General features: G+C 50.2%; 23 protein-coding genes. 14 read left to right on the top strand and 9 right to left on the bottom strand.

Features of this window, described 5'->3' with window-relative positions; translation table 11 throughout:
- Window positions 1–113: 113 nt before the first annotated feature.
- The 4 genes from sufU to OXH18_RS02130 all read left to right on the top strand — a co-directional run bounded on the left by sufU (window position 114) and on the right by OXH18_RS02130 (window position 3,523).
- Window positions 114–587 carry a Fe-S cluster assembly sulfur transfer protein SufU gene (sufU, locus tag OXH18_RS02115; RefSeq protein ID WP_268610769.1) on the top strand — a complete coding sequence of 158 codons (474 nt, stop codon included), beginning with the start codon at window positions 114–116 and terminating at the stop codon, window positions 585–587.
- Window positions 588–621: 34 nt separating this feature from the next.
- Entirely contained in the window at window positions 622–1,158 is a 537-nt protein-coding gene (locus OXH18_RS02120; RefSeq protein ID WP_268610770.1) for a Ycf51 family protein, read from the top strand.
- Window positions 1,159–1,221: 63 nt separating this feature from the next.
- Window positions 1,222–2,088: a DUF1350 family protein gene (locus OXH18_RS02125; protein ID WP_268610771.1), complete on the top strand. Its 867-nt coding sequence runs from the start codon at window positions 1,222–1,224 to the stop codon at window positions 2,086–2,088.
- A 139-nt stretch (window positions 2,089–2,227) separates the two neighbouring features.
- Window positions 2,228–3,523, top strand: coding sequence for an FAD-dependent hydroxylase (locus OXH18_RS02130; RefSeq protein ID WP_268610772.1), 1,296 nt, complete (start codon window positions 2,228–2,230; stop codon window positions 3,521–3,523).
- 69 nt (window positions 3,524–3,592) lie between these two features.
- On the opposite strand, the gene OXH18_RS02135 is transcribed toward OXH18_RS02130, so the two are convergent.
- The 4 genes from OXH18_RS02135 to OXH18_RS02145 form a co-directional block, all read right to left on the bottom strand.
- Complete coding sequence (locus OXH18_RS02135; RefSeq protein ID WP_268610773.1) at window positions 3,593–4,540, bottom strand: isoaspartyl peptidase/L-asparaginase; 948 nt, start codon at window positions 4,538–4,540, stop codon at window positions 3,593–3,595.
- 31 nt (window positions 4,541–4,571) lie between these two features.
- Window positions 4,572–4,760, bottom strand: a complete 189-nt coding sequence (locus OXH18_RS25250; protein WP_315874625.1) for a DUF2256 domain-containing protein — start codon at window positions 4,758–4,760, stop codon at window positions 4,572–4,574.
- A gap of 185 nt (window positions 4,761–4,945) precedes the next feature.
- On the bottom strand, window positions 4,946–5,548 hold the full coding sequence (locus OXH18_RS02140) for a late competence development ComFB family protein (RefSeq protein WP_268610774.1): 603 nt from the start codon (window positions 5,546–5,548) through the stop codon (window positions 4,946–4,948).
- A 388-nt stretch (window positions 5,549–5,936) separates the two neighbouring features.
- Window positions 5,937–6,839 (bottom strand): cell division protein FtsX, encoded by a 903-nt coding sequence (locus OXH18_RS02145; protein ID WP_268610775.1) that lies wholly within the window; start codon window positions 6,837–6,839, stop codon window positions 5,937–5,939.
- 129 nt (window positions 6,840–6,968) lie between these two features.
- Between OXH18_RS02145 and def the strand changes: the two genes are divergently transcribed.
- The 3 genes from def (at window position 6,969) to OXH18_RS02160 (ending at window position 9,261) form a co-directional block, all read left to right on the top strand.
- Entirely contained in the window at window positions 6,969–7,529 is a 561-nt protein-coding gene (def, locus tag OXH18_RS02150; RefSeq protein ID WP_268610776.1) for a peptide deformylase, read from the top strand.
- A gap of 67 nt (window positions 7,530–7,596) precedes the next feature.
- Window positions 7,597–7,791: a hypothetical protein gene (locus OXH18_RS02155; protein ID WP_268610777.1), complete on the top strand. Its 195-nt coding sequence runs from the start codon at window positions 7,597–7,599 to the stop codon at window positions 7,789–7,791.
- Window positions 7,792–7,851: 60 nt separating this feature from the next.
- Window positions 7,852–9,261 carry a PrsW family glutamic-type intramembrane protease gene (locus OXH18_RS02160; RefSeq protein WP_268610778.1) on the top strand — a complete coding sequence of 470 codons (1,410 nt, stop codon included), beginning with the start codon at window positions 7,852–7,854 and terminating at the stop codon, window positions 9,259–9,261.
- A gap of 54 nt (window positions 9,262–9,315) precedes the next feature.
- Here OXH18_RS02160 and OXH18_RS02165 read toward each other — a convergent pair whose 3' ends face one another.
- The 3 genes from OXH18_RS02165 to OXH18_RS02175 form a co-directional block, all read right to left on the bottom strand.
- Entirely contained in the window at window positions 9,316–9,942 is a 627-nt protein-coding gene (locus OXH18_RS02165; protein WP_268610779.1) for a hypothetical protein, read from the bottom strand.
- Window positions 9,943–10,051: 109 nt separating this feature from the next.
- A complete protein-coding gene (locus OXH18_RS02170; RefSeq protein WP_268610780.1) occupies window positions 10,052–11,683 on the bottom strand; it encodes a CHAT domain-containing protein in 1,632 nt (543 codons plus the stop codon).
- A gap of 324 nt (window positions 11,684–12,007) precedes the next feature.
- Window positions 12,008–13,147, bottom strand: coding sequence for an NAD(P)/FAD-dependent oxidoreductase (locus OXH18_RS02175; protein WP_268610781.1), 1,140 nt, complete (start codon window positions 13,145–13,147; stop codon window positions 12,008–12,010).
- Window positions 13,148–13,367: 220 nt separating this feature from the next.
- Here OXH18_RS02175 and OXH18_RS02180 point away from each other — a divergent pair, with 220 nt between their 5' ends.
- The 6 genes from OXH18_RS02180 to OXH18_RS02205 all read left to right on the top strand — a co-directional run bounded on the left by OXH18_RS02180 (window position 13,368) and on the right by OXH18_RS02205 (window position 17,374).
- Window positions 13,368–14,207 (top strand): YaaW family protein, encoded by an 840-nt coding sequence (locus OXH18_RS02180; RefSeq protein WP_268610782.1) that lies wholly within the window; start codon window positions 13,368–13,370, stop codon window positions 14,205–14,207.
- 41 nt (window positions 14,208–14,248) lie between these two features.
- Complete coding sequence (locus OXH18_RS02185) at window positions 14,249–14,794, top strand: J domain-containing protein (protein ID WP_268610783.1); 546 nt, start codon at window positions 14,249–14,251, stop codon at window positions 14,792–14,794.
- Between the two features lie 85 nt (window positions 14,795–14,879).
- On the top strand, window positions 14,880–15,152 hold the full coding sequence (locus OXH18_RS02190; RefSeq protein ID WP_268610784.1) for a DUF3143 domain-containing protein: 273 nt from the start codon (window positions 14,880–14,882) through the stop codon (window positions 15,150–15,152).
- An 18-nt stretch (window positions 15,153–15,170) separates the two neighbouring features.
- On the top strand, window positions 15,171–15,533 hold the full coding sequence (locus OXH18_RS02195) for a DUF952 domain-containing protein (RefSeq protein WP_268610785.1): 363 nt from the start codon (window positions 15,171–15,173) through the stop codon (window positions 15,531–15,533).
- A 70-nt stretch (window positions 15,534–15,603) separates the two neighbouring features.
- On the top strand, window positions 15,604–16,893 hold the full coding sequence (locus OXH18_RS02200; RefSeq protein WP_268610786.1) for an ABC transporter substrate-binding protein: 1,290 nt from the start codon (window positions 15,604–15,606) through the stop codon (window positions 16,891–16,893).
- Window positions 16,894–17,119: 226 nt separating this feature from the next.
- Window positions 17,120–17,374 carry a hypothetical protein gene (locus OXH18_RS02205; RefSeq protein ID WP_268610787.1) on the top strand — a complete coding sequence of 85 codons (255 nt, stop codon included), beginning with the start codon at window positions 17,120–17,122 and terminating at the stop codon, window positions 17,372–17,374.
- A gap of 44 nt (window positions 17,375–17,418) precedes the next feature.
- Here OXH18_RS02205 and codA read toward each other — a convergent pair whose 3' ends face one another.
- Window positions 17,419–18,699 (bottom strand): cytosine deaminase, encoded by a 1,281-nt coding sequence (gene codA / locus OXH18_RS02210; RefSeq protein WP_268610788.1) that lies wholly within the window; start codon window positions 18,697–18,699, stop codon window positions 17,419–17,421.
- 237 nt (window positions 18,700–18,936) lie between these two features.
- Window positions 18,937–19,383 carry a cupin domain-containing protein gene (locus OXH18_RS02215; protein WP_268610789.1) on the bottom strand — a complete coding sequence of 149 codons (447 nt, stop codon included), beginning with the start codon at window positions 19,381–19,383 and terminating at the stop codon, window positions 18,937–18,939.
- A 298-nt stretch (window positions 19,384–19,681) separates the two neighbouring features.
- Between OXH18_RS02215 and OXH18_RS02220 the strand changes: the two genes are divergently transcribed.
- Complete coding sequence (locus OXH18_RS02220; protein ID WP_268610790.1) at window positions 19,682–21,193, top strand: polysaccharide deacetylase family protein; 1,512 nt, start codon at window positions 19,682–19,684, stop codon at window positions 21,191–21,193.

Below are 21,193 nucleotides of genomic sequence, written 5' to 3' on the forward strand. Positions count from 1 at the left end.
CGGAGACGGCAATCTCAAGACGAAAGTGGGATGCACTCAGCAATCTTCACCACGGCACTCAAGCAAGCTGATAGGATCGACATGGAGAGTGAAAATGGATCACTTTATAAGTCATGCCGCTGGATAACTTACGCGATCTCTATCAACAGGTGATTTTGGAACGTTATAAAAAGCCTCGCAATCGAGGCAAAACCGATCCGATCGACCGTTACCAAAAGGGACACAATCCGTCTTGCGGCGATACGATCGAACTAACACTGAGGCTGAACCTGGAAGCAGATCGAATAGAGGAAGCCAAGTTTGAAGGCGAAGGCTGTGCGATCGCCATGGCTTCGGCAGATTTAATGGCCGATGCGCTCAAAGGCCGCACCAAACAGGAAGCCTTGGAAATGGTGCAGAAATTTCAAGCCATGATGCGGGGGGAAGCCGAATTTCCGCAAGAGTTTCGTAAACTCAATGTCATGCAAGGCGTAGCCCAGTTTCCTGTCCGGATTAAATGTGCCAATCTTTCTTGGCATACGCTCAAAGCGGCTCTTGAGCAAGAAACGACCAGCCCTCAACCCGCTGGTTTTGTCAGTAATGAGTAAACGAACTATTTTTTCGCGTTTAGCTTTTTCCTCTATGCTAACTACCGCTGATTTTTCCACCTACGCCCAATGGGCTGGAATTGCTACGTTGGCTTTCGGTGCACTATCCGGGCTGGCATTTTTGTTGAAATGGGGGATTCGGTTTCGCCTGGTTGGTGTCACCGGATTCATGGCTGTGCTCACCGTTGGTTTATTTTCGCTAGGGCTTGTCCCATTCACGCGGACTGTGATTCCAGGGGCTGTCCGCTTCTCTACTGTATTCGACTCAGGGGCCGCCCAAGCCGTCATCGTCGTGCCGCCAACAATTACCGAATCAGAATTAACAGCAACCTTGCAGCAAGCTGCCAGCGATCTCTTCTCAATGGGACGACTGGGGCGCGGAGAAGATCAGCTCACGATTCGTGCCCGCACAGTGCTGCACCCTGAGCCAGGCGTATCTCAGCCCTTATTGTTAGGACAAATTAAACGATCGCTCTCGGTTCGAGAGGATGAAAACATGGCGATCGAACTATTTCCAGAGAATTTGGCAAAATTGCCCGTTTCACCTGCTGGAACTCCTGCTAAGCTCTGAATTCAATTCATTGAATCGCTAGGATAAATAAGTACATCCGCAGGGCATCATGCAGGCAATTCTATGGAGTGGCAGGAAATTTACGGCAATTGGGTATTAGTACCTCCGCGCCCAACCGCAATCGTCCATTTTCTGGGAGGGGCGTTTGTGGCCACGGCCCCCCAAATCACCTATCGGAGTTTATTGGAATTCTTGGCTAGTCAAGGCTATGCGGTGGTGGCAACGCCGTTCTTAAATACCTTGGATCATACAACGATCGCCCAGCGGGTGATGCGGTTGTCAAATCTGGCGTTGGACTATGTACAGGAAACCATGCTTCGTAGCCGCGCTTTACCTATCTATGGAATTGGTCACAGTATGGGCTGTAAGCTGCATTTACTGATTGGCAGCCTGTTTCCCCAAGAACGAGCCGGAAATATTCTGATTTCATTCAATAATTATCCTGCTCGTCGATCGATTCCAATGTTGGAACAAGTATCGCAATTTTCAAAATTCACCTCCGAATTTGCCACTCAATTTGCTTCTCAATTTGGTTCTCAGTTTCCATCCCAGTTCATTCCACAGATGGTGGCTCCTAACTTTGATGTAGAGTTCACCCCGTCGCCTGAAGAAACCTATGACTTGATTACAAAGAACTATCAAGTTCAGCGTAATTTATTAATCAAATTCACCAATGACGATATTGATCAAACTAAGTCGCTGAGCGAAGTGATGGAGCAACGCTTTCCCACGCTAACGGCGGTCAAAATTCTGAAAGGCAATCATTTGACGCCGTTGGGACAGGATGTAAATTGGCAAACGGGAACCGAGTTTTCGCCCCTCGATGCGATCGGGCAATTTGTAAAACAGGGCGTCTATCGCGATTTGAATGAATTGAAGCAGGCAGTATTGCTGTGGCTTGATCCGCTGTCAGCGTTGAAAAAACCGTGATAGTCGAGGCGTACGCCTGGTGGCCCTAACGCTTTATGCCTTGATAGGATTCATCGATCGCGGCACAATACAAAGTAGAACGACCTAGTTTAATAATTTAGTCTAATAATTTAGTCTGCTACTTTCGCCTTAGACCTCAATGGTATCATCCGTCCAGCACTCATCCCTGACTCCTTCCCCACCCGCTCGTTCACTTTCCCAGTTTTCCCAACCCCCAACGCCCAATTCCTCATCCCTCGACTACGATGTCACGATTGTCGGTGCTGGCATTGTTGGTCTCACTCTTGCTTGTGCCCTCCAGAACTCTGGGTTACGGGTTGCTCTAATTGAAGCGAACTCCCGCGACGCTGGGCTACAGCAGCGCCGAGCCTATGCTATTACGCTGTTATCGGGGCAAATTTTTCAGGGACTGGGCGTTTGGTCAGAGATTTTGCCAAAGATCACAACCTTTCAGCAAATTCGTCTAGCTGATGCTGATTGTCCGATGGTTGTCAACTTGCAGCCGCAGGACGTGGGAACAGAGGAGTTGGGCTATGTGGGAGAACACCGAGTGCTGGTGGCTGCCCTGCTGAAGGCGCTAGCGAATGCTGAGAATGTCACATGGCTCTGTCCGGCTAAGTTGATTGATGCTAGCTACGGAGAGAATGCTACCTTGACTGTTTCGATCGCTGGAGAACAGCAACAGATCAAAACGAACTTGCTGGTTGCGGCCGATGGTTCTCGCTCTCCCATTCGCGAGGCGGCTGGCATTCGTACTCAGGGCTGGCAGTATTGGCAATCCTGCGTCACGGTGGTGTTACACCCAGAAAAATCTCACCAAAACATTGCTCGCGAGCACTTCTGGCCCAGCGGACCCTTTGCCACTCTACCGCTGCCTAACAACCGCTGCCAAATTGTGCTGACGGCTCCTCATGCGGAGGCCCAGCATTGGTTAGAGGTAGAGGAAGCTGAATTTTTAGCAGAACTCGATCGCCGCTATCAAGGGCAGCTAGGAAAGCTGGAATTAGAGGGGCCGCGGCGGCTGTTCCCGGTTAAGTTAATGCAAAGCGATCGATACGTCCATCCCCGCTTGGCCTTAGTGGGGGATGCAGCCCATTGTTGCCATCCAGTCGGAGGGCAAGGCTTAAATCAAGGCATTCGCGATGCGGCAGCATTGGCAGAGGTGCTGATAACGGCTCATCAACAAGGTGAAGACTTAGGCAGCGAACGGGTGCTGCGCCGTTATGAACGCTGGCGTAAGCTAGAAAACTTGACAATTCTGGGCTTCACAGACTTTCTCGATCGGTTTTTTTCCAATCAATGGTGGCCGATCGTCGCTATACGCCGATCCGGATTGTGGATTATGGGGCGGCTGTGGCCTCTAAGATTTTTATCCCTGAAGCTGATGACCGGCTTGAGCGGTCGTACACCAGCATTAGCTAAGCGCTCAAGCTAGGCAAGCTAGGAATGTTCACGAGGATTCCCTTAAGGTCAGGGCTGTGAACATTTCTTTTACAACTGGGTTTCAAATTATTCCAGCAACTTCCATATGGTGGCTCATATCCAGGGTATCGCCCATCCTTTCGCCATCATGATATGCCGCTAGCAGGACTTCACTGGTTTTGCCCCAAGCGATCGCCCCCGATGCATCAATACCGATCGCACCAAAATCGCGGTGACGCTGATAGGCTTCTTTAAAAGATTTCTCAAACGCCGCTTGCAGCGACATGCCATCGGTTACTCGTACCACAATCCGAGCCGCCAAGCACTCATCAATAATGTCTTCTCCAATCCCCGTGCAGCTAATGGCTGCCTGAGTCGTGGCATAATTTCCGGCTGGCATGGCCGAATCGCTGACTCGGCCAATGCGCTCAAACCCTTTGCCCCCAGTGGAGGTGCCAGCGGCGAGGCGACCTTCCGCATCCAGTACCACCACCCCGATCGTCCCCCGTCCAGCCTCTGCAACTAATTCCTGCTCTGCCACTACGCCTGCCATTTCTCTAGAAAAGTTGCCACGCCGCTCTTGAATCCATTCCTGTAACCGCAATTCTGTCAGCGGATCATAAGTGGGAACTTGCAGTTCGCGCAGCAGTTCCAACGAGCCATAGTCAGAAAGGATGCGATCGTGAGAGCTTTGCAAAAACTCAGCCAGGTCGATCGGATTTTTGGTGCGCGAGATATTAATCACCCCACTAAAGCGCTGCAATGTACCATCCATGAGCGCTGCGCTCATGCGAATTTGACCATCCGACTGTAATACCGAGCCAGTCCCGGCATTAAACCGTGAATCATCTTCTAACAGTTGACATCCACGCACAACGGCTGTTTTGGCATCGGCTCCCGCTTGCAGCAAAGCATACACTTCTTCAATTACATACCGCAGCGATCGACGTACCGCCTCTTCTCCCCCTTTACCCTTGAGGGAACTCCCGGCACCGCCGTGAATAATCAGTTTTGGTTGAATTTGACCCATTGAGACCCTTAAAACAATTCACTTGAGACATTCATTCTGGCTTATTATCCCCACGATTGGAGGACTTTGCCTCGGATCGATGACGACGACACCGCTCTGAGCAATACTTCACATCATCCCAACAATCTTCCCATTTTTTACGCCATGTAAAGGGACGCTGACAAACAGGACAAATTTTAGTGGGCAAATTGGATTTAGTGTATTTACGTCCGGGAGCCATTCAAGATTCTCTTAAATCATCACGCTTTGACTGTAGCGAAGTTTGGGGAATTGAGCGATGAGAAAGGAGTAAGGTTGTGTAGCGGAGAAACAATCCAACTTGATAAAAAATATGAAGTTAACCCCTCGCACCTTCGTCGAAGGGAGTCGAAACCTGGCACAGTGCATTAATTACTGGGGACAGCCTTAATGAGAATGGTAGAGTGGATCATCCCAGCCAAATGATTCCTCAACACCCGCCTCAACGCTCGATCGATCCGCCGGAGACGAGGAGATTGTCGGTGATGTCGTGGCGTCGATCGGGTAATGCGTTGCAAACGGTGTTTCTTCCTTGCCTGCATCGGGAGTTAAGCGCCCTGCCCGCCGCCCATCCCACGCCGCCCCTCGGCGAGTCGCCTGCCTCAACGCCTGCTCGACCATGCTGGGTAAATTCTCCCATTCCAACGTATCGTTTTTCAGTAATAACCGCAGTTGATGTAACACATCGCGTAGACCGGTGACAGCTTGGGCTTGGAGGGGACTAGAATTGCGTAATGGATCGCGACTGACCGCAGCTAGAGCACGCTGTACAGCTTGACTGATCTGGCTTTTGTAGCGATCGTTTCCCCGCTTTAGCTGATATTCTAGCCCTTGCTCACTAGTTGCATAGAGCGCCGGCAGTTGATTCAGTGCATATGCGGTTAGTTCAACTTCTTTGACATAGGAGGCAAGGCGGGGTGGAAGTAATTTAAATTGCCGCGCCACCTCTTCTTCAACCAGCAGTTCCATGACGTTCTTGTAAATTTCCATAGCTGTTTCCCCGTCTGCGCTTCAACTTGGTTATAGCGAACTTGGTTATAGCGTTAACAATACGGCGCTCTAAATTCAGTATAAACACGAGTGCTCAGTATTAATTTAAACTTTGTGACAAGGATGAAACCTGAGGGACGGGGAGTGAGGAGATGGGGGAGATGGGACGCTGTTTCGATCGCTTTCTCACCTTCCTCACCGCATCCATCCTTTTCTCATCCCCTGCCACTTCAACAGTTACTACTGAGACAAATCAAGTGCTGAGTGAATTTCTGGTAAAACCGTATTCGCTTTCCCCGTAGTATTCCCGATCATGCCCTGAAACTCTCGAAGCGATCGAGTTTTTCTAGCAATTTTGGTGATTTCTGGTGCTTAATTAAAAAATTCTTCAGCGCAAAGCAAAGCGCCGCACCGCTAGTAAACTACCCAATAGTCCAACTGATCCGCCCAGTCCCAACAGTGCCAAAGGCAGTAGGATCGTTTCACGCGGTGTTAGTTGCATGCCGCTGGTTAAAAATTGAATGAATTCAGGCTGCTGCAACAGCAATTCTTCGAGAAAATGCTGAACCGCACGAATCAATCCCCAGGAAATCAACGCACCAATTAGTCCCAGCGTTAACCCTTGCAGAATAAAAGGTAGATAAATCCAGGCTGACGTAGCTCCTACAAGTTGCATTACTTCGATTTCGCGCCGACGTGCCATCACAATTAGCCGAATTGTAGTGGTGATCACAGCGATCGCGGTCAGGCTCAAAATGCCAGTGATTACTAAACTCAGCCAATTTAAGCCTTGGTTAAGCTGAGCGATGCGCTGTACGGCTTCATCCACATATTGCACAGCGTCAACGCCCTGTAATTGTTTGAGCTTCTCCGCTAGGACGGGTACGGCCTCAGGAGAATTAGCTTTAACCTTTAGCTCGTCTACTAAAGGGTTGCCATTCAGTTGCTCGGTTGCACCTTTGATATCTGACAAGCCCATTTCTCGCGTTAAGGTATTCCACGCTTCTTCTTTCGTTACCGGCGTCACTTCGATTGCGTCTGGTAGGGCTTGCACAAACGGCTGCAAATCCTTGGATTGGACACCTGTCTCTAGATACACCGAAACCTCTAGCTGGCTGCCAAATTGGTTCAATAGCTTGTCAAGTTGCCAAGAGGCTTGCAAACTTATACCAAACAAAAATAGCAGCACCGTCACGGTACTCACCGCTGCCCAATTCATCCAGCCGCCTCGCTTCAACCCGACGAGCGCCTCTCGCAGCAGATAATCGATTTTAGTCAACAGCCGTAGCACTGGGTCTTCTCCTTCCTACTCAGCTTTTCTGCCTACTCTTTCTGCCTACTCATAGACGAGCACAATTAACTATCATGGAATTAAGGAAATTTGCTTCAGCATTCACGCTAGTTTGCCACAGACGAAATTATGACAGCCCAAATTTTAGTTGAGAAGAAAAAATTAAAGAATCCTCCGTTACAGTTGCACTACTTGGGCGATCGCGTCTTACGCCAGCCTGCTAAACGCATTTCCAAGGTTGATGACGACATTCGCAAACTAGCCAAGCAGATGCTGCAAACGATGTATAGCGAGGATGGCATTGGGTTGGCGGCTCCTCAAGTGGGGGTCCACAAGCAGCTTATTGTAGTGGATACTGACCCCGATGATGCAACTACACCTGCATTGGTTTTAATTAACCCAGTGATCACCAAGTTTGGTCAGGACATGTGTGTGGTCCAAGAAGGGTGTTTGAGCATCCCTAAAGTCTATCTCGATGTCACCCGTCCTGAAACGATTGAAGTGTCATACAAGGACGAAAATGGTCGCCCTCAAAAACGCACGGCAACAGGGCTACTTTCTCGTGTAATTCAGCACGAAATTGACCACCTCAACGGTGTTATGTTTGTCGATCGGGTTGATAACACGCTGGCTATGAACCAAGAATTGGTCAAGTATGGCTTTGCCGTAGATAGCGTTAAACCTATCTAGCTTTGGACTGGTTGAATTTTCCATACTTCCAGGTTCAGTTGAGTGTATAGAAATTGAGGTAGCTTTTGTGACTCCAAAGAGTGGCGTATTGTTAGGAGGGTCTTGTGTTACCGCGATCGCTGCGGTCGGCTCGATTTTTGAGCTATCGTCTGGTCATCCTCAACTCGGAGGGGTGGTGACGGGTATAATTTTAACGCTGGCGATTCCGTTGACTGTGATTTTATTCTATGCGGCTGTTCAAGATGCGAGGGCGAATCAGTAAAGCGTCAACCTGTCGTTATCTAGGTTTTTGGTTCCTTTTTTCATTACGGCATCCTCAACGATGACCGGATCAAGCCCCCGATTTGCCGTCCTACGTTTAGTTCCTCCACCCGGTGGAGCAGCCCTCTCGCTTGAGTTTTACCCGCTAATGCCGTCCACGGCCGTATTAATCGGTCGTGATCCCCGCTGTCAAATTATTCTAGACTCACAATTTTATACGGGTGTATCGCGGCAACATGCTCAGGTCGCCCCGTCATCTACTTCACCGTCAGGGTGGCAAGTTTGTGATCTCAACAGTGCTAACGGCACCTATGTCAACGATCGCCGCATCTACGGGTGTCATGCCTTGCAATGGGGGGATTGCATCACCCTGGCGCAAGAGGGACCACGATTTATTTTTGAGGTGCAGTCGATCGATGCGGTCGCGTTGTCACCCGATGGGGATACCGTTCCAGAGCAAGCGAATTTACCCAGTCCCGCTGTTCTTTCGGGCATTCAACCACCTCACCCCAACCCAGGAACAGTTGCTCAGTCCGATGCTGTCACGTTCAGCCAACTGTTTCCTATCATTTCTACCGGTCGGGATCTGAAGCGCAAAGCTTATCTCGTTCCCGGCATGATTACGGTAGTGTTCGTGGTGCTGATGTTTGTCACCAATGGATCGCCTCAATGGTTCAATCCGCTGCTGGCTGCCTATATTGCCGGAGGAGCCTACTATTTTGTCTATCAGCTTTGCGGCAAACGCAAACCTTGGTGGGTATTGATAAGTTCGGCGCTGATGACAGCATTTTTGTTGCTGAGTCCAGTGTTGCTGATGTTTATTTTTGTGTTTCGAGGAATTCTACCGGGCACAATTCCCGATGATCCAGCAACTGTAGGGCTTGGCGTGTTTTTCATCAATATGTTCTTCGGCGCAGGGCTGATGGAGGAGCTGCTCAAGGCGGTGCCAGTGCTGCTGGCTTATTACATTGGGCGAAAAGTGCGATCGTCTCCCCTGCGTGAACAGATTGGCGTTTGGGAACCGCTGGACGGCATTTTGTTAGGAACCGCTTCGGCAGTTGGATTTACGCTGCTGGAAACCTTGGGGCAGTATGTCCCGTCTGTTATTAGCGATGTGACGCTACAAGCTGGACCAGAAGCTGGGCAGTTGGGGCAATTATTGGGGTTGCAACTGTTAATCCCCCGGATTCTTGGCTCTATTTCTGGACATATGGCCTACAGCGGCTACTTCGGCTATTTCATTGGGTTGAGTGTCTTAAAGCCATCAAAGCGGTGGCAGATTTTGGGAATCGGCTACTTGACCGCAGCAATTCTCCACACTTTGTGGAATACAACCGGAGCCATTAACATTTTGGTACTAGCGGCCGTGGGAATGATTTCCTATGCGTTCCTGGCCGCCGCTATCCTTAAAGCGAGGGCTTTATCTCCAACCCGACGAGAGAACTTTGCGACGCGCTTAGACGTGCGCTAGACAATGCTCTCTGGAAAAAACTAGCAAGGAAAGCAGGCTACTGTTACCTGCTTTCTATGACAGATCAGTCGCGTCAGATGTGACATGGGCGAGGGCATAGCGAGCAATGGCCAAGCTGAGGCGAGCCTGTTCCACTTCTGAAAGGTTTTCCCACGCTACAGTGCGAATCTCGTCGATCGTTGATTCCATTGTGCTGGGTTCTGGGGCACGCATCGCAAACGCCAGTGGACGGGCGAATACTTGCAGATCGTCTTCACCCCAAGTCGGCAAACAACCCTGAACGCACTGCACCAACTGCTCGGCCAGCGTCAAGTTTTTCACAGCCACTTGCTGAGCCTGCTGAGCAATATGGGTTAGTAGTTGCTTAGGAGCACGAGCAGCAAAGCGCTGATGCAGGAAGCTACTTAAGGCATCGAGACTGACAACCGGAGTTGGGGTGGTCAAGGTAGACCAAAGCTCGTCGAACCGCTGAGACAATTGGTGCCCTTGCTGCTCTAACTCATCAATTGACCAGCCCACTGCCAACATCTCTTGCTCCAAGGCGGAAAAATAAGCCTCGGCTTCAGGCTCGATCGGATTGAAGGGATACACAACAGGTTCTTCCAAAATAAATTGCAGCAACTCTAATTCAGCCTGAGCTTGAAAGGGAGGAACAAGAGAGTGATTGGGGTGGTTAGTCATTGATACTTCTCCTCGAAACGAAGTGAACTTAACCTCATTGCTTGACATTCATAGCTACAACTGCATTCCAGCCAGTTCCGTAATTGGCTATTGTCTCTTTTTAAATTTCTCAGTTTTGATGTTGAGCATTTGCGCCTTCCACTACAAACTCTAGAGCTTGACTGCGCAAATCTCCAAATTTTAACTGAGTTTGCGAGACGATCGGCACTTCTTGTCGATGCACTCGAAACCAGCCCTCGCGCCCCAACACCCAAGTTCCATAGCGGGAGACATCGCGCAATAGATAGGTTGATTCGCTGCCGCCGTTCGGCGAGGTATCGCGGTAGAAAATTTCAGCATGATCCCGTGACACTTCCGGGCGTTGCAACACCACGTCATTGCGTTCGCCTCGTCCTACGCGCAAAACCCCACCCCGTACTGGCCAAACCCGGGGTGGCGTTGTCAACGAGCGCAGGTAAGCCGGGGGATTGCGCCCCAACCAACTGACCGACGGATCGGGAATTTCGGTTACACCTTCCGCTAACGGTCGCAGCAGTTCGCCGTTGAATTCCGGGTGCATATAGAGTACAGGCAATGTCCAAGCGGGTTGATTGAAGCGATAGAGGGTCAAAAGCTGCTGGCGAGCAATGGCTACGGCTTCGTCGATCGGCGAGCGTTGGGCCAAGGCTTGAGCCAAGGCCTGAATAAAGCTGACGGCTTCATGATTGGCAATGCGATCGCGCATTCCCAGCACCGCTGGCACACCATGATGGATCAACACCTCAGCTAGGCTGCTGCGGGGAATAGCCTGCGAGCCTTGATGATCGGACTGGGCGCCCCAACAGGCGTTGAATACTGCCAGTTTCACCTGACAGCGCACCAACACCTGTGCTAATTCAGTACCATTAATGCGGGCATCGGGGCACAAGTAGAGCAACCCTCCATCGGCGGCCGGTACACCGTGCCCTTCGTAAATCAAGACATTATAATTTCCACGTTCCAACGACGCAATTAATTCAGCGGGAGTGGGCTGAACTAAGGTCGTAACATGGCAGGGAGCTAGCATTCCAGTATAGCGCGGATCGCCCTCGGCCGCTTGTTCCAGTAGTCTCGCCAATGCGGCAGCCTCGCCTTCTAAATTGAGGCTACCTGATCCCACCAGCGATCGACTCGAGTCGGTTTCTGAGTCTTCGCCCAGCACCAGCAAAATATTCAACGCTTGTTCAGAGCGCAGATGGGGTAGACGATCGACATCACTGGTAGTACGACTGAACAGAATTTGCTGCTTATTCAGCGATACGGCCTGTTTTGCATATTTGGATTGCATGATCTCCCAAGGCAGATCAATCAGTTCCGGATCGCGAATTTCTAGCCGCAGCCGTAACGGTCGCGATTGCCCGATAGCAATTCCCTGACTTTGGTTAAAGCTTGTCAAAATTGGACCATCAAACAACCACTGCCAGAGATTGACTCCCAAGTGCTGCATGACGCGCCCCGTATAGTTTTTCGGTTGCCCGTCTGCTTCGGTTTCTTCCAGTGGCAAGGACGGAGAAATACTGGGCATTTCGGACAGGCGATGGGGAGCAAAGAAACTTTGCCAAAGGTGCCATGCCTGCGTCAGTGATTCCGTCCACATACAATCGTGGTGAACATAGCCCCCCGCATAGGGAGCTTGCAACACCCAAATCGCGTAGTGTTGCGGCTCAATGGTTTTGAGGCGATCGATAGCCAGACTTAGGCAAGGAGTATCAGACGGAGGCATTTATATCTTTACAAAGAGTCTAAACACACCAGCTTGCACTGATTGGGTTCATTCATATCAGTCTATCCGGTAAGCGGTGTGGGAAGTAAGGCAAAACCGAAAGGAGAGCCAGAGATAGTAGCAATTAACGGAGGACTAGGGCGTTACGGATAGTTCAAACCAGCCAAGTAGCGAGTTGCGCTGTTTTTTCTAAACCAGCGTTAATTAACATTACAAACTACTGCCATCAACAAATCAGGCTGTGAAGTGAGCACTGCCCACTTTGCGGAAACCTATTGATTGGGTTGAGGTTTGTGGAGAAACATAAGTGAGGGAATCCTTGAGTTAGGAAGTCAGTGAACGATCGATCGTCGTTAACATATTTGCAAACAGTTGACTCGTATTTATTGTGGCACTTTCCTTAGCAGAACTTGTTGCGTTAGGAGAGGAAGTTTCTAAATAGTGAACAGCCTGAGCCGCACAGGACATGCCCGATTGCAACGCCGCTTCTAGGTTTGCACCACCGCACCAATCCCCCCCACAAATTAAAGGCAGCGGTGCATCAGTGTGTAATAGCGGTTGAGAATAGGGGTGCGTCACAAAGGCATAGCGCCAGCGATGTATCTGTAGATCGGTGGGAACTGCTTGCCATGACAGAATCTCAGCCGCCCGCCCTAGCATCTGTTGCCCCACCGATCGCAAATCTGATGATTCCAGATGTGTATGAGCAAATGCCGCTGTGCTTTGCAAGATGACAGTCGTTTGCTGAGGCTGACGTTGTTTGCGGCTGTCAATTGCAATCCAAGCCAACTCTGCATCTTCCGAACATTCAATCGCAGGATAGAGCCAGTTCGTGTTGTCAGTATCAGCAGTAGCAAAGGTGGCGATCGTGGTCATACAAGGAGCAAACATCACCGATCGCAAGGCTGCAATGAAATCAGGGGGTAATTCCTGTGTCGCCAACGGTGCCAGCAACGCCAGGGCTTGGGGAGCCGGAATTGTCACTACCACTACTTTGGCAGGCGGTAGGGCTGGAGATGCTGACAGATTGGAGTTGAGGGATAGTTGCCAAGTGCGATCGGGCATGGGGGTGATGGCGGTAACGCGCTGATGGCGACAAATCGCAAGAGACTGTCCTAAGAATTTAGCCACCGAAGTCAACCCATCACGAGCGGCATAACGCGGGTGGTCGTCTTCTGAAGGAACCAGATTCCCGGCTGGTGTCAGAGCATAGATTCGCTCTGTCCATACATGTAGCAACCCTAGTGCTTCCAGAGTTTGAATGAGCGATCGGGTCAGTTCGCCTTGCTCTTCGAGACAACGCACCCCATGATCGGCATGAGTTTGTGCCAACCGGCGAGTAGCCAAGCGACCGCCCAAACCCCGCGATTTTTCCACCACTAGCACGTTATAGCCCCACTGCTGCAACTGTTGGGCACAGGTTAAGCCTGCCACTCCTGCCCCAATCACGATCACATCGATCATGGTTCCATTTCCTAATTTGCTAAGCGAATAGATTTGCGCAAAAACTCAACCCTAGATGATTTCACATTCTGTAGAATATTGAACAGCAGGACACAGGTTCAACGCTGCAAACTCTATTTTTTGGTCAGAATTTTATGTAGCCAGATTGATTCTGCCCAGCTTTGACTCAGCGCTGTTGAAATGGTAAAAGTCTAACCTTGTAGCGGTGGAGGCACACACATTGGACGAACTAAGAGCCGTCTTGGAACTGGCAACGGATGAGGAGTTACGACTGTTAACCGAGATTCTGTTCCGCCGCAAATTTAATCCGCTGGACTATGTTTGCACACCCGAACCTCTAAGTATTCAAAGTCAAGATCGCCAAACTTGGATTGACTCTCTGGAAGAGCGGTTTCGCTTTTTGGCGGCTGATGGAGTGACCGTGCTGTGCGGTAAAACCAATCAGGTCAGCTATCGACAAATTTTGCTGCGGGTTTGCCGCTATCTCAAAATCCCTTACAATCAAGCGCTGACCACGGCTGAAATTGAAGCTGAAATTTTCCTGCATTTGCTCGATCGAGCGTGGCGACGGTTACCTGCGTCGGAACAACAGACCTTGACGGGCGAGTTGCAGCGGGCCTTGTCCGAGTCGGAGTTGACCAGTCATTTGCCTGTGTCTCGCTCGAGTGACCCGGTGGGACTGTTGCTGAAGGGTGGCAGTGCCTTGGCGGTTACGTCGGTGGTGCGACCGCTGATTTTGCAGTTATTGTCGCGTCAGTTTGCCATGCACGCAGCCAAGTACCAAATCACGAAGCAAGCGTTGCAAGGAGGGGCGACGATCGCCACACAAATTCAAGGACGCACCTTGCTGCACACTACCTATCGCAGTATGTCTCTTAGTGCGGCTCGGTATGGCGCCGTGCGTAGTTTATTTGCGGTGGTGGGACCGGCAATGTGGGCTTGGTTTCTTGCCGATCTAGGCTGGCGAGCGATCGCCACCAACTATGGGCGCGTCATTCCGGTGATTTTCACCTTGGCGCAAATTCGCTTAACTCGTGCCGAGTGTTTTGGCCCGGCTTGAGAAAGATAAGAAAAGGAGATTTCACGCTGATTGGAGGTCGCATGTCAGAGGCAAAACCCGCTCCGACATTTTACGATCTGCTGAATTTACATCCGTCTGCTTCGCCGCAGGAGATCCGCCGATCGTACCGAGAGTTAAGCAAGCTCTACCATCCCGATACGACCGAGTTGCCCACCGCCGTAGCCACGGTGAAATTCCAACAATTAAATGAAGCCTATGCTACCCTCAGCAGTCCCGAGCGCCGCTTTGCCTATGACCTCAAGATTGGCTATTCTCGGGTGTCAGTGATACAACCTCGGTTAGATCTGAATCGCCCGGTATCAGAGTCGCGCAAGTATCGTTCAACGGCCTACCTTGATCCCACCGATCGCCCCCTCTCCCCCGGAGAACTGTTTGCCCTGTTGATGATTGGGGTAGCGTTTTTGGCTTGTGTGGCACTGGTGATTTTCCTGAGCATCACCGGAGATGCCTCTGCGTTTGAGCCACTTCAGTCACCTCAAGATGCCATTATGTATAACTTCTCACCACCATCTACCGAGTTAGAGCTTACGCCTTCAGTTCTTGCCAAGCCAGTGCGTACCAAGTAGGTCCTCGTCAGTCCTCTCAACGCGCTCTGCGAAACTTGCGTAAAATAGGTAAAGCAACTGTTACTTTTCTTTATTCTCTCTTTGCATGACACTTCCTCCGGCTGATACCCCGTTGTACAATCATCCCCTGCCCGACATTGAACAGTGGTTGACTTTGAAGGGCTGTCAGCAAGACAAGGGCAATTTGCATCATTGGCACATTCAACAGTCAGACTGGGAAGCCGATCTGTGGCTAGAGATAGACTCGCTGACAGTGCGTTATCTCAAAGCAGGCGAGGGTGGGCAAGACATTCAGCGATCGTTTAAATATTCCCTCAGTCGTCAAGATTTAGAAAACGTGATTTTCTCAGGCCCCTAAAACTTGTCTTCGGTATCGATGCAGTCAGTCTTTCACATCACACCACAGCAAGCATGGAACGTCGCACAGGCACAAGGGCTATATCGCTGTGAGTCGCTAGACACAGAAGGGTTTATTCATTGCTCTACCCAATTGCAGGTGATACGGGTTGCTAACGCGTTCTATCGCGGACAAACAGGGCTAGTGTTGCTGCAAATTGATGCCGATCGTCTGCAAGCAGACTTGCGATACGACCCGATCGAAACGGGCGAAGCCTTTCCCCATCTTTACGGACCACTGAACCTAGAGGCTGTGGTACAGGTGCATCCCTTTGAACCAGAAGCAGATGGCTCCTTTGAACTACCAGACACTTTAAAGCGCAACGTTAATGGGCAGCCTTAACAGGCAAAATTAGAAAGAATTAGAAAGCGATTGCTTGCTGGTAGCTGTGTTGACTGCCCTTGGAATGACTATGACATTTACCGTGCGATCGATTTTTCGGTTCCTGCTTGTGATGTTGTTGAGTCTCGGACTCCTCACAGGGTGTCAACCCACCTCGCCTGTCTCTGATGGGGTGATTCACTTGACGCTTTGGCACGGCGTGAACCCACCACCGAACCGAGATGTATTGCAACGTTTGGTCGATCAATTCAATCAAACCCATCCCACCATTCAAGTTGAGTCGCTGTATGTGGGGCAAAGCGACCAACAAATGCCCAAACTCCTTGCCAGTGTGGTAGGCAATGTACCACCTCATATGCTTTGGAATGCGCCGACACTTACTGGACAGTTGGTAGAGCTAGATGCCCTGCGAGTGCTGGATGACTGGCTAGCAGAGAGTCCACTTCGCGCAGAAATCGATCCAGCCCTGCTGGAAACAATGATTTGGGAAGGTCACGTTTGGTCAATTCCTTTTGATGTCAATAACGTTGGGATTTTCTATCGCCCCAGTTTATTTGCAGCGGCTGGCATTACCGAGTTACCCCAAACCTGGGGAGCGTTCCGGCAAGTAGCTCGCCAACTGACTCGTCCTGAAGTAAATCAACATGGCATTCAGCTTCCTTTGGGGAAAGGCGAGTGGGCGGTGTTCACTTGGCTACCGTTTATGTGGAGCGGTGGGGGAGAGTTGCTGACTCCAACCGATGAGGTGACGGTGTTGAATTCTGGCGCGATCGCTGCTCTACAACTGTGGCGCGATTTGCTTGACGATGGCTCTGCGATTCTGTCCCCACCCGAACGGGGCTATGAACTCGACAAATTTTTAGAAGGGCAAGTGGCCATGCAAATCACGGGGCCATGGACACTGGGGCAACTGCAAGCAACAGGCAAGGATTTTGCGGTGATGCCAATCCCGACTGGTATCCGACCGGCAACGAGCATCGGCGGCGAGAATTTATTCATCTTCAAAACTACACCAGAGGAAGAACGGGCCGCTTGGACATTCGCTGAATATGTCCTTAGTGAAGCCTTTCAAACCGAATGGGCGATCGGCACTGGCTATTTACCCGTTAACTTGAAATCCCGAGAAAACCCCGCTTACCTGGACTTCATTGCCCAACAGCCTGCCCTCAACGTATTTCTTCAGCAAGCACCCTACGGGCGATCGCGTCCCATTATTCCCGGCTATAACCGCATTTCCGAAAACCTAGGGCGATCGATTGAAGCTACCCTGTTGAACAAAAGCACTCCTGAAGATGCCCTTACCACGGCCCAATCACGAGTGGACTTGGCGATCGGACGAGAAAGAAGGATGCGGGAATAAGGAATAGGGAGAATGTAGGGTAGGTCTGTAGGGTAGGTCTTGCTGGGCGCTGCCAGCATTTATCACGGGTACATGATACTGCTTTAAACCATCTCTGCGACAGATGAGCCGCTCGTAAGGGCGATTCGCGATTCGCCCTTACCCGATCTGCCACATTCTCAATTTAAATTGGTATTAGTTTTAGTTGGGAAGTTGCCAGCCGATGACGCCTGAGGAAATCCGAGACTTGTTTGAGCAAACTGATCGTCGTATCGATAGAATTGCCCAGTTGCAGGAGTCCAACGCCCGGGCGATCGAGTCCAATAGTGCAGCGATTGCTCAGCTACGAGAAGATACGCGAGTGTCGTTTGAGCGAACTATGACTGCGCTTCAAGTTGTAGCTCAAGCGGCGCAACGCAACACCGAATCGATCGATCGACTAGAGCAACTCATCGAAATCCTAGTCCGGCGTGATCTGGAAAACGGAAATGGCGCAGGGTAGATTCTTCTCCATTCGGCGTAAGTATCTTGCCGCCTCCCTAACCCCTACTCCCCAACCCCCACTCCCCCCTTCCACTGCGGTTTTGCCGGTTCGGTCGCTACTAATAGCTTGCCCTGCGAGATTACATACCGCACGAGCGATCGGTGGCGGATGGCTTCATACTTACTGTCGGCATCCAGCACAATCAAATTCGCGGGTTTGCCCACCTCAACACCATACTGATCTTCAATGTGCAAAGTTTTTGCGGCGTTCCATGTCACCATGTTATAACAGGCGTCAATTTCACTTGTACCCGTCATTTGGCAAACATGTACTGCCATATTGGCCACGTCTAGCATATTGCCAGTCCCCAGCGAGTACCAGGGATCTTGTACACAGTCGTGCCCCAGGCTAACATTCTGTCCTTGTTGCCATAGCTCCTTCACACGAGTGACACCGCGCCGTTTTGGATAGGTATCGGTTCGCCCTTGTAGCGTAATGTTAATTAGGGGATTGGCAATGAAATTTAGAGCGGTACGCTGCAAAAATCCCATCAGCTTAAAGGCATAGGCATTGTTGTAAGAGCCAAACGCAGTTGTGTGGCTAGCGGTGACTCGCGATCCCAAGCCCGATCGCACTGCACAGGCACAGACCACTTCTAAGAAGCGAGATTGATCATCATCGATCTCATCACAGTGAATATCAATTAACCGATTGTATTGTTTTGCCCACTCAAAAATGCGGTGAATCGATCGCACACCATCCTCGCGGGTTAACTCATAGTGAGGAATGCCGCCAATCGCATCCACACCCAATTTGAGTGCTTCTTCCATTAACGCTTCGTTTTCTGGCCTACTATAAATGCCATCTTGGGGAAAGGCTACCACTTGCAGCGTGATCCAATCTTTTACCTGCTCCCGAACCTCCAATAAGCCCTTGAGCGCTATTAAATTCTTTTCACTGACATCGGCATGACTACGCACAAACAGTACTCCCTGCGTGGCTTGCTGTTGCAAGGTGGCAATGGCCCGCTGCTTCACATCCTCGATCGTCAAAGTTTGTTTCCGATCGCGCCAAATCTCAATCCCTTCAAATAGGGTGCCGCTTTGGTTCCAACGAGGCTCTCCGGCCGTCAGTGCCGAATCTAAGTGAATATGCGACTCTACAAACGGCGGACTCACCACCTGCCCTTGCAAATCCAACTCTAACTGGGCAGACTGTTCAATTTCAGGAGCGATCGCAGCAATTTTGCCATTTGCAATTGCAATATCTACCTCTGTAGGGGCTTCGGTTGGGTGCAAGAGCTTGCCATGCCGCAACAAAATCTCATAGAACGGAGAAGACATAGACCGGTTGCTAGTAAAGTCTAGCTACCAGCATACCTTCCGCCTGTAGAATCACCAAGCGAACTTAAAAAGAATGCTCGGATGGTAGTCAGGATGATATTTGCATCTTACCGATAACGTGACAACGAGCAAAATCTATTTCATCCCAGCACTCCGCAATTTTTCCATCCTGTTTCTTATGAAATTTTTGTTGTTCTCCTACTCTGTCATTGAATTACCCTAAGTCAAATAAGAAAACTATGTTCCCGATGGTTCAACCGCTTGAATACCATGCTTCTCAAGAATTTCAGGCATTTTAGCTAGATGGTTGGGTAACTCTCTAATTTTCTCTGACATTTCGATGAAAAACTCATCAATTTTACCTCCAACTGCCCATGCAAGAAACTTGACAACTTGATCAGAATTATTTTTATAGCCGTGGGGTGTTCCAGCGGGCACGTGCACAAAGTCACCAGGCTCGATCGTCAACTCTCCGCCATCCAAATACATAATCATTGAGCCTTCTAGCATATAGTAGCTTTCCTCTTCCTTGGTATGAGTATGTGGAGGAACAAAACTATTTGGAGGAACATCGACAGTCACAACTGTCATACTATTGAGAGACTGGGCAGATTTTAATTTGATACATACCCTATCACTTAAAACTTGTAGGCTTTGACCTTCTTCGTGTTTCAACACCGTCATCTTTCCGTTCCTCACTGGATCTAACACATAGATATACGTATAACCATTTCAATTGGATCTCGGGTTCAAAAGTAGTAACCACTCCAGCCGTATAACAACTGATATGAGTTGCTTCAAGCTGAAACCTCAACGACGCTGGGCTTGAGCCATAGTGAAAAACAGCTTATGGTCATTGCTGCAACTCGTTCTCCTAGTCAGTAACAGAGATGCGATCTATGATTTGCCTGGAGGTGCGCCGATCTTGTTTGTCTCTGTCAAAAGTTGGCACACCCCAAGAAGTCAGCATTGAGGAAAGCCCATGACTGCCACTGCCCTGTCTACTAATTTTTCGGACTTAGAAGCAATTCAATCGGGCTTGCCCAACATCTGTGGTTGGGAACGGGAGATAGCCACGATCGTCAATCACCCTGACCCTATTTTCCTACCCCACACCAATCTACAACTCACACAGATTACGGCTGGGTTTGCCTGTGCCCTGCACATGCATCAGCCCACCATTCCCTGTGGAGAGGGGGTCATCAGTCATCTTCAGTGGATGTTCGATCGCCCTCACGAGGGTGATAACCACAACGCCGGAACCTTTGCCTGGTGCTATTCCCGCATGGGCGATTTTATTCCAGAACTAGTCGGCAATGGAGCTAATCCTCGCATCATGCTGGACTATTCGGGAAATTTGCTCTGGGGGCTGTGCCAAATGCAGCGAGACGATATCCTCAACAATCTGCGGCGCTTGGCTTGCGATCATACCTATCAACCCTATGTGGAATGGTTGGGGACGATGTGGAGTCATGCCGTTGTCCCATCCACCCCCATTCCTGACATCAAGCTGCATATACAAGCCTGGCAGCAGTTTTTTGCAGCCCTATTTGGCGTGGAGGCCTTGCGACGAGTCAAAGGTTTTTCGCCCCCAGAAATGCACCTCCCCAACCACCCCGATACATTGTATGAATACATCAAAGCACTGAAAGAATGCGGCTATCGCTGGCTATTAGTGCAAGAACATTCGGTAGAACGGTTAGATGGCACTGGATTACATCACTCGGATAAATATGTACCCAATCGGTTGATTGCTCGTAACTCCCATGGTGAAACTCTCAGCATTACGGCACTGATCAAAACTCAAGGCTCGGATACAAAGCTAGTGGCGCAGATGCAGCCCTATCATGAAGCCAAAGGTCGATCGCCCCAGTCAATCGGAAATCTCATGGTTCCCAGTTGCGTCACTCAAATTGCCGATGGCGAGAATGGCGGCGTCATGATGAACGAATTTCCGCGCGATTTTATGCCCGTTTGGTACGAGATCAAAAACAATGGTCGCAGCCAGAATGGGGTCGTAGGACTCAACGGCACAGAATATATTGAACTCTTAGAAGCAGCAGGTGTTAGTCTAGAACACTATCCCACATGTCAACCGATCGGGCAGCACAAAATTTGGCAGCGAGTTGACCCCGACCACCCCACTCCCGAAGCGGTAGCCCAGACGATTGCGGAGTTGAATCAAACCGATCCACACTTTCACATGGATGGCGCGTCTTGGACTAATGATATTAGCTGGGTCAAGGGTTACGAAAATGTGCTGGAACCCATGAGTCAACTAAGTGCCCAATTTCATGAAAAGTATGATGCGTTGGTGCAGCAAGACCCAGCAGTAACACGACGATCGGACTATCAGGAGGCACTGCTGTATAACCTGTTGCTACAAACCAGTTGCTTTCGCTATTGGGGACAGGGCATGTGGACAGATTACGCACGGGAACTGTATCGACGCGGCGAGGCAGTGTTGCAACGCCCACTCAATCCTTGTGCCTAG

Origin of the sequence: Thermocoleostomius sinensis A174 (genome assembly GCF_026802175.1) — a bacterium.
GTDB lineage: Bacteria > Cyanobacteriota > Cyanobacteriia > Elainellales > Elainellaceae > Thermocoleostomius > Thermocoleostomius sinensis.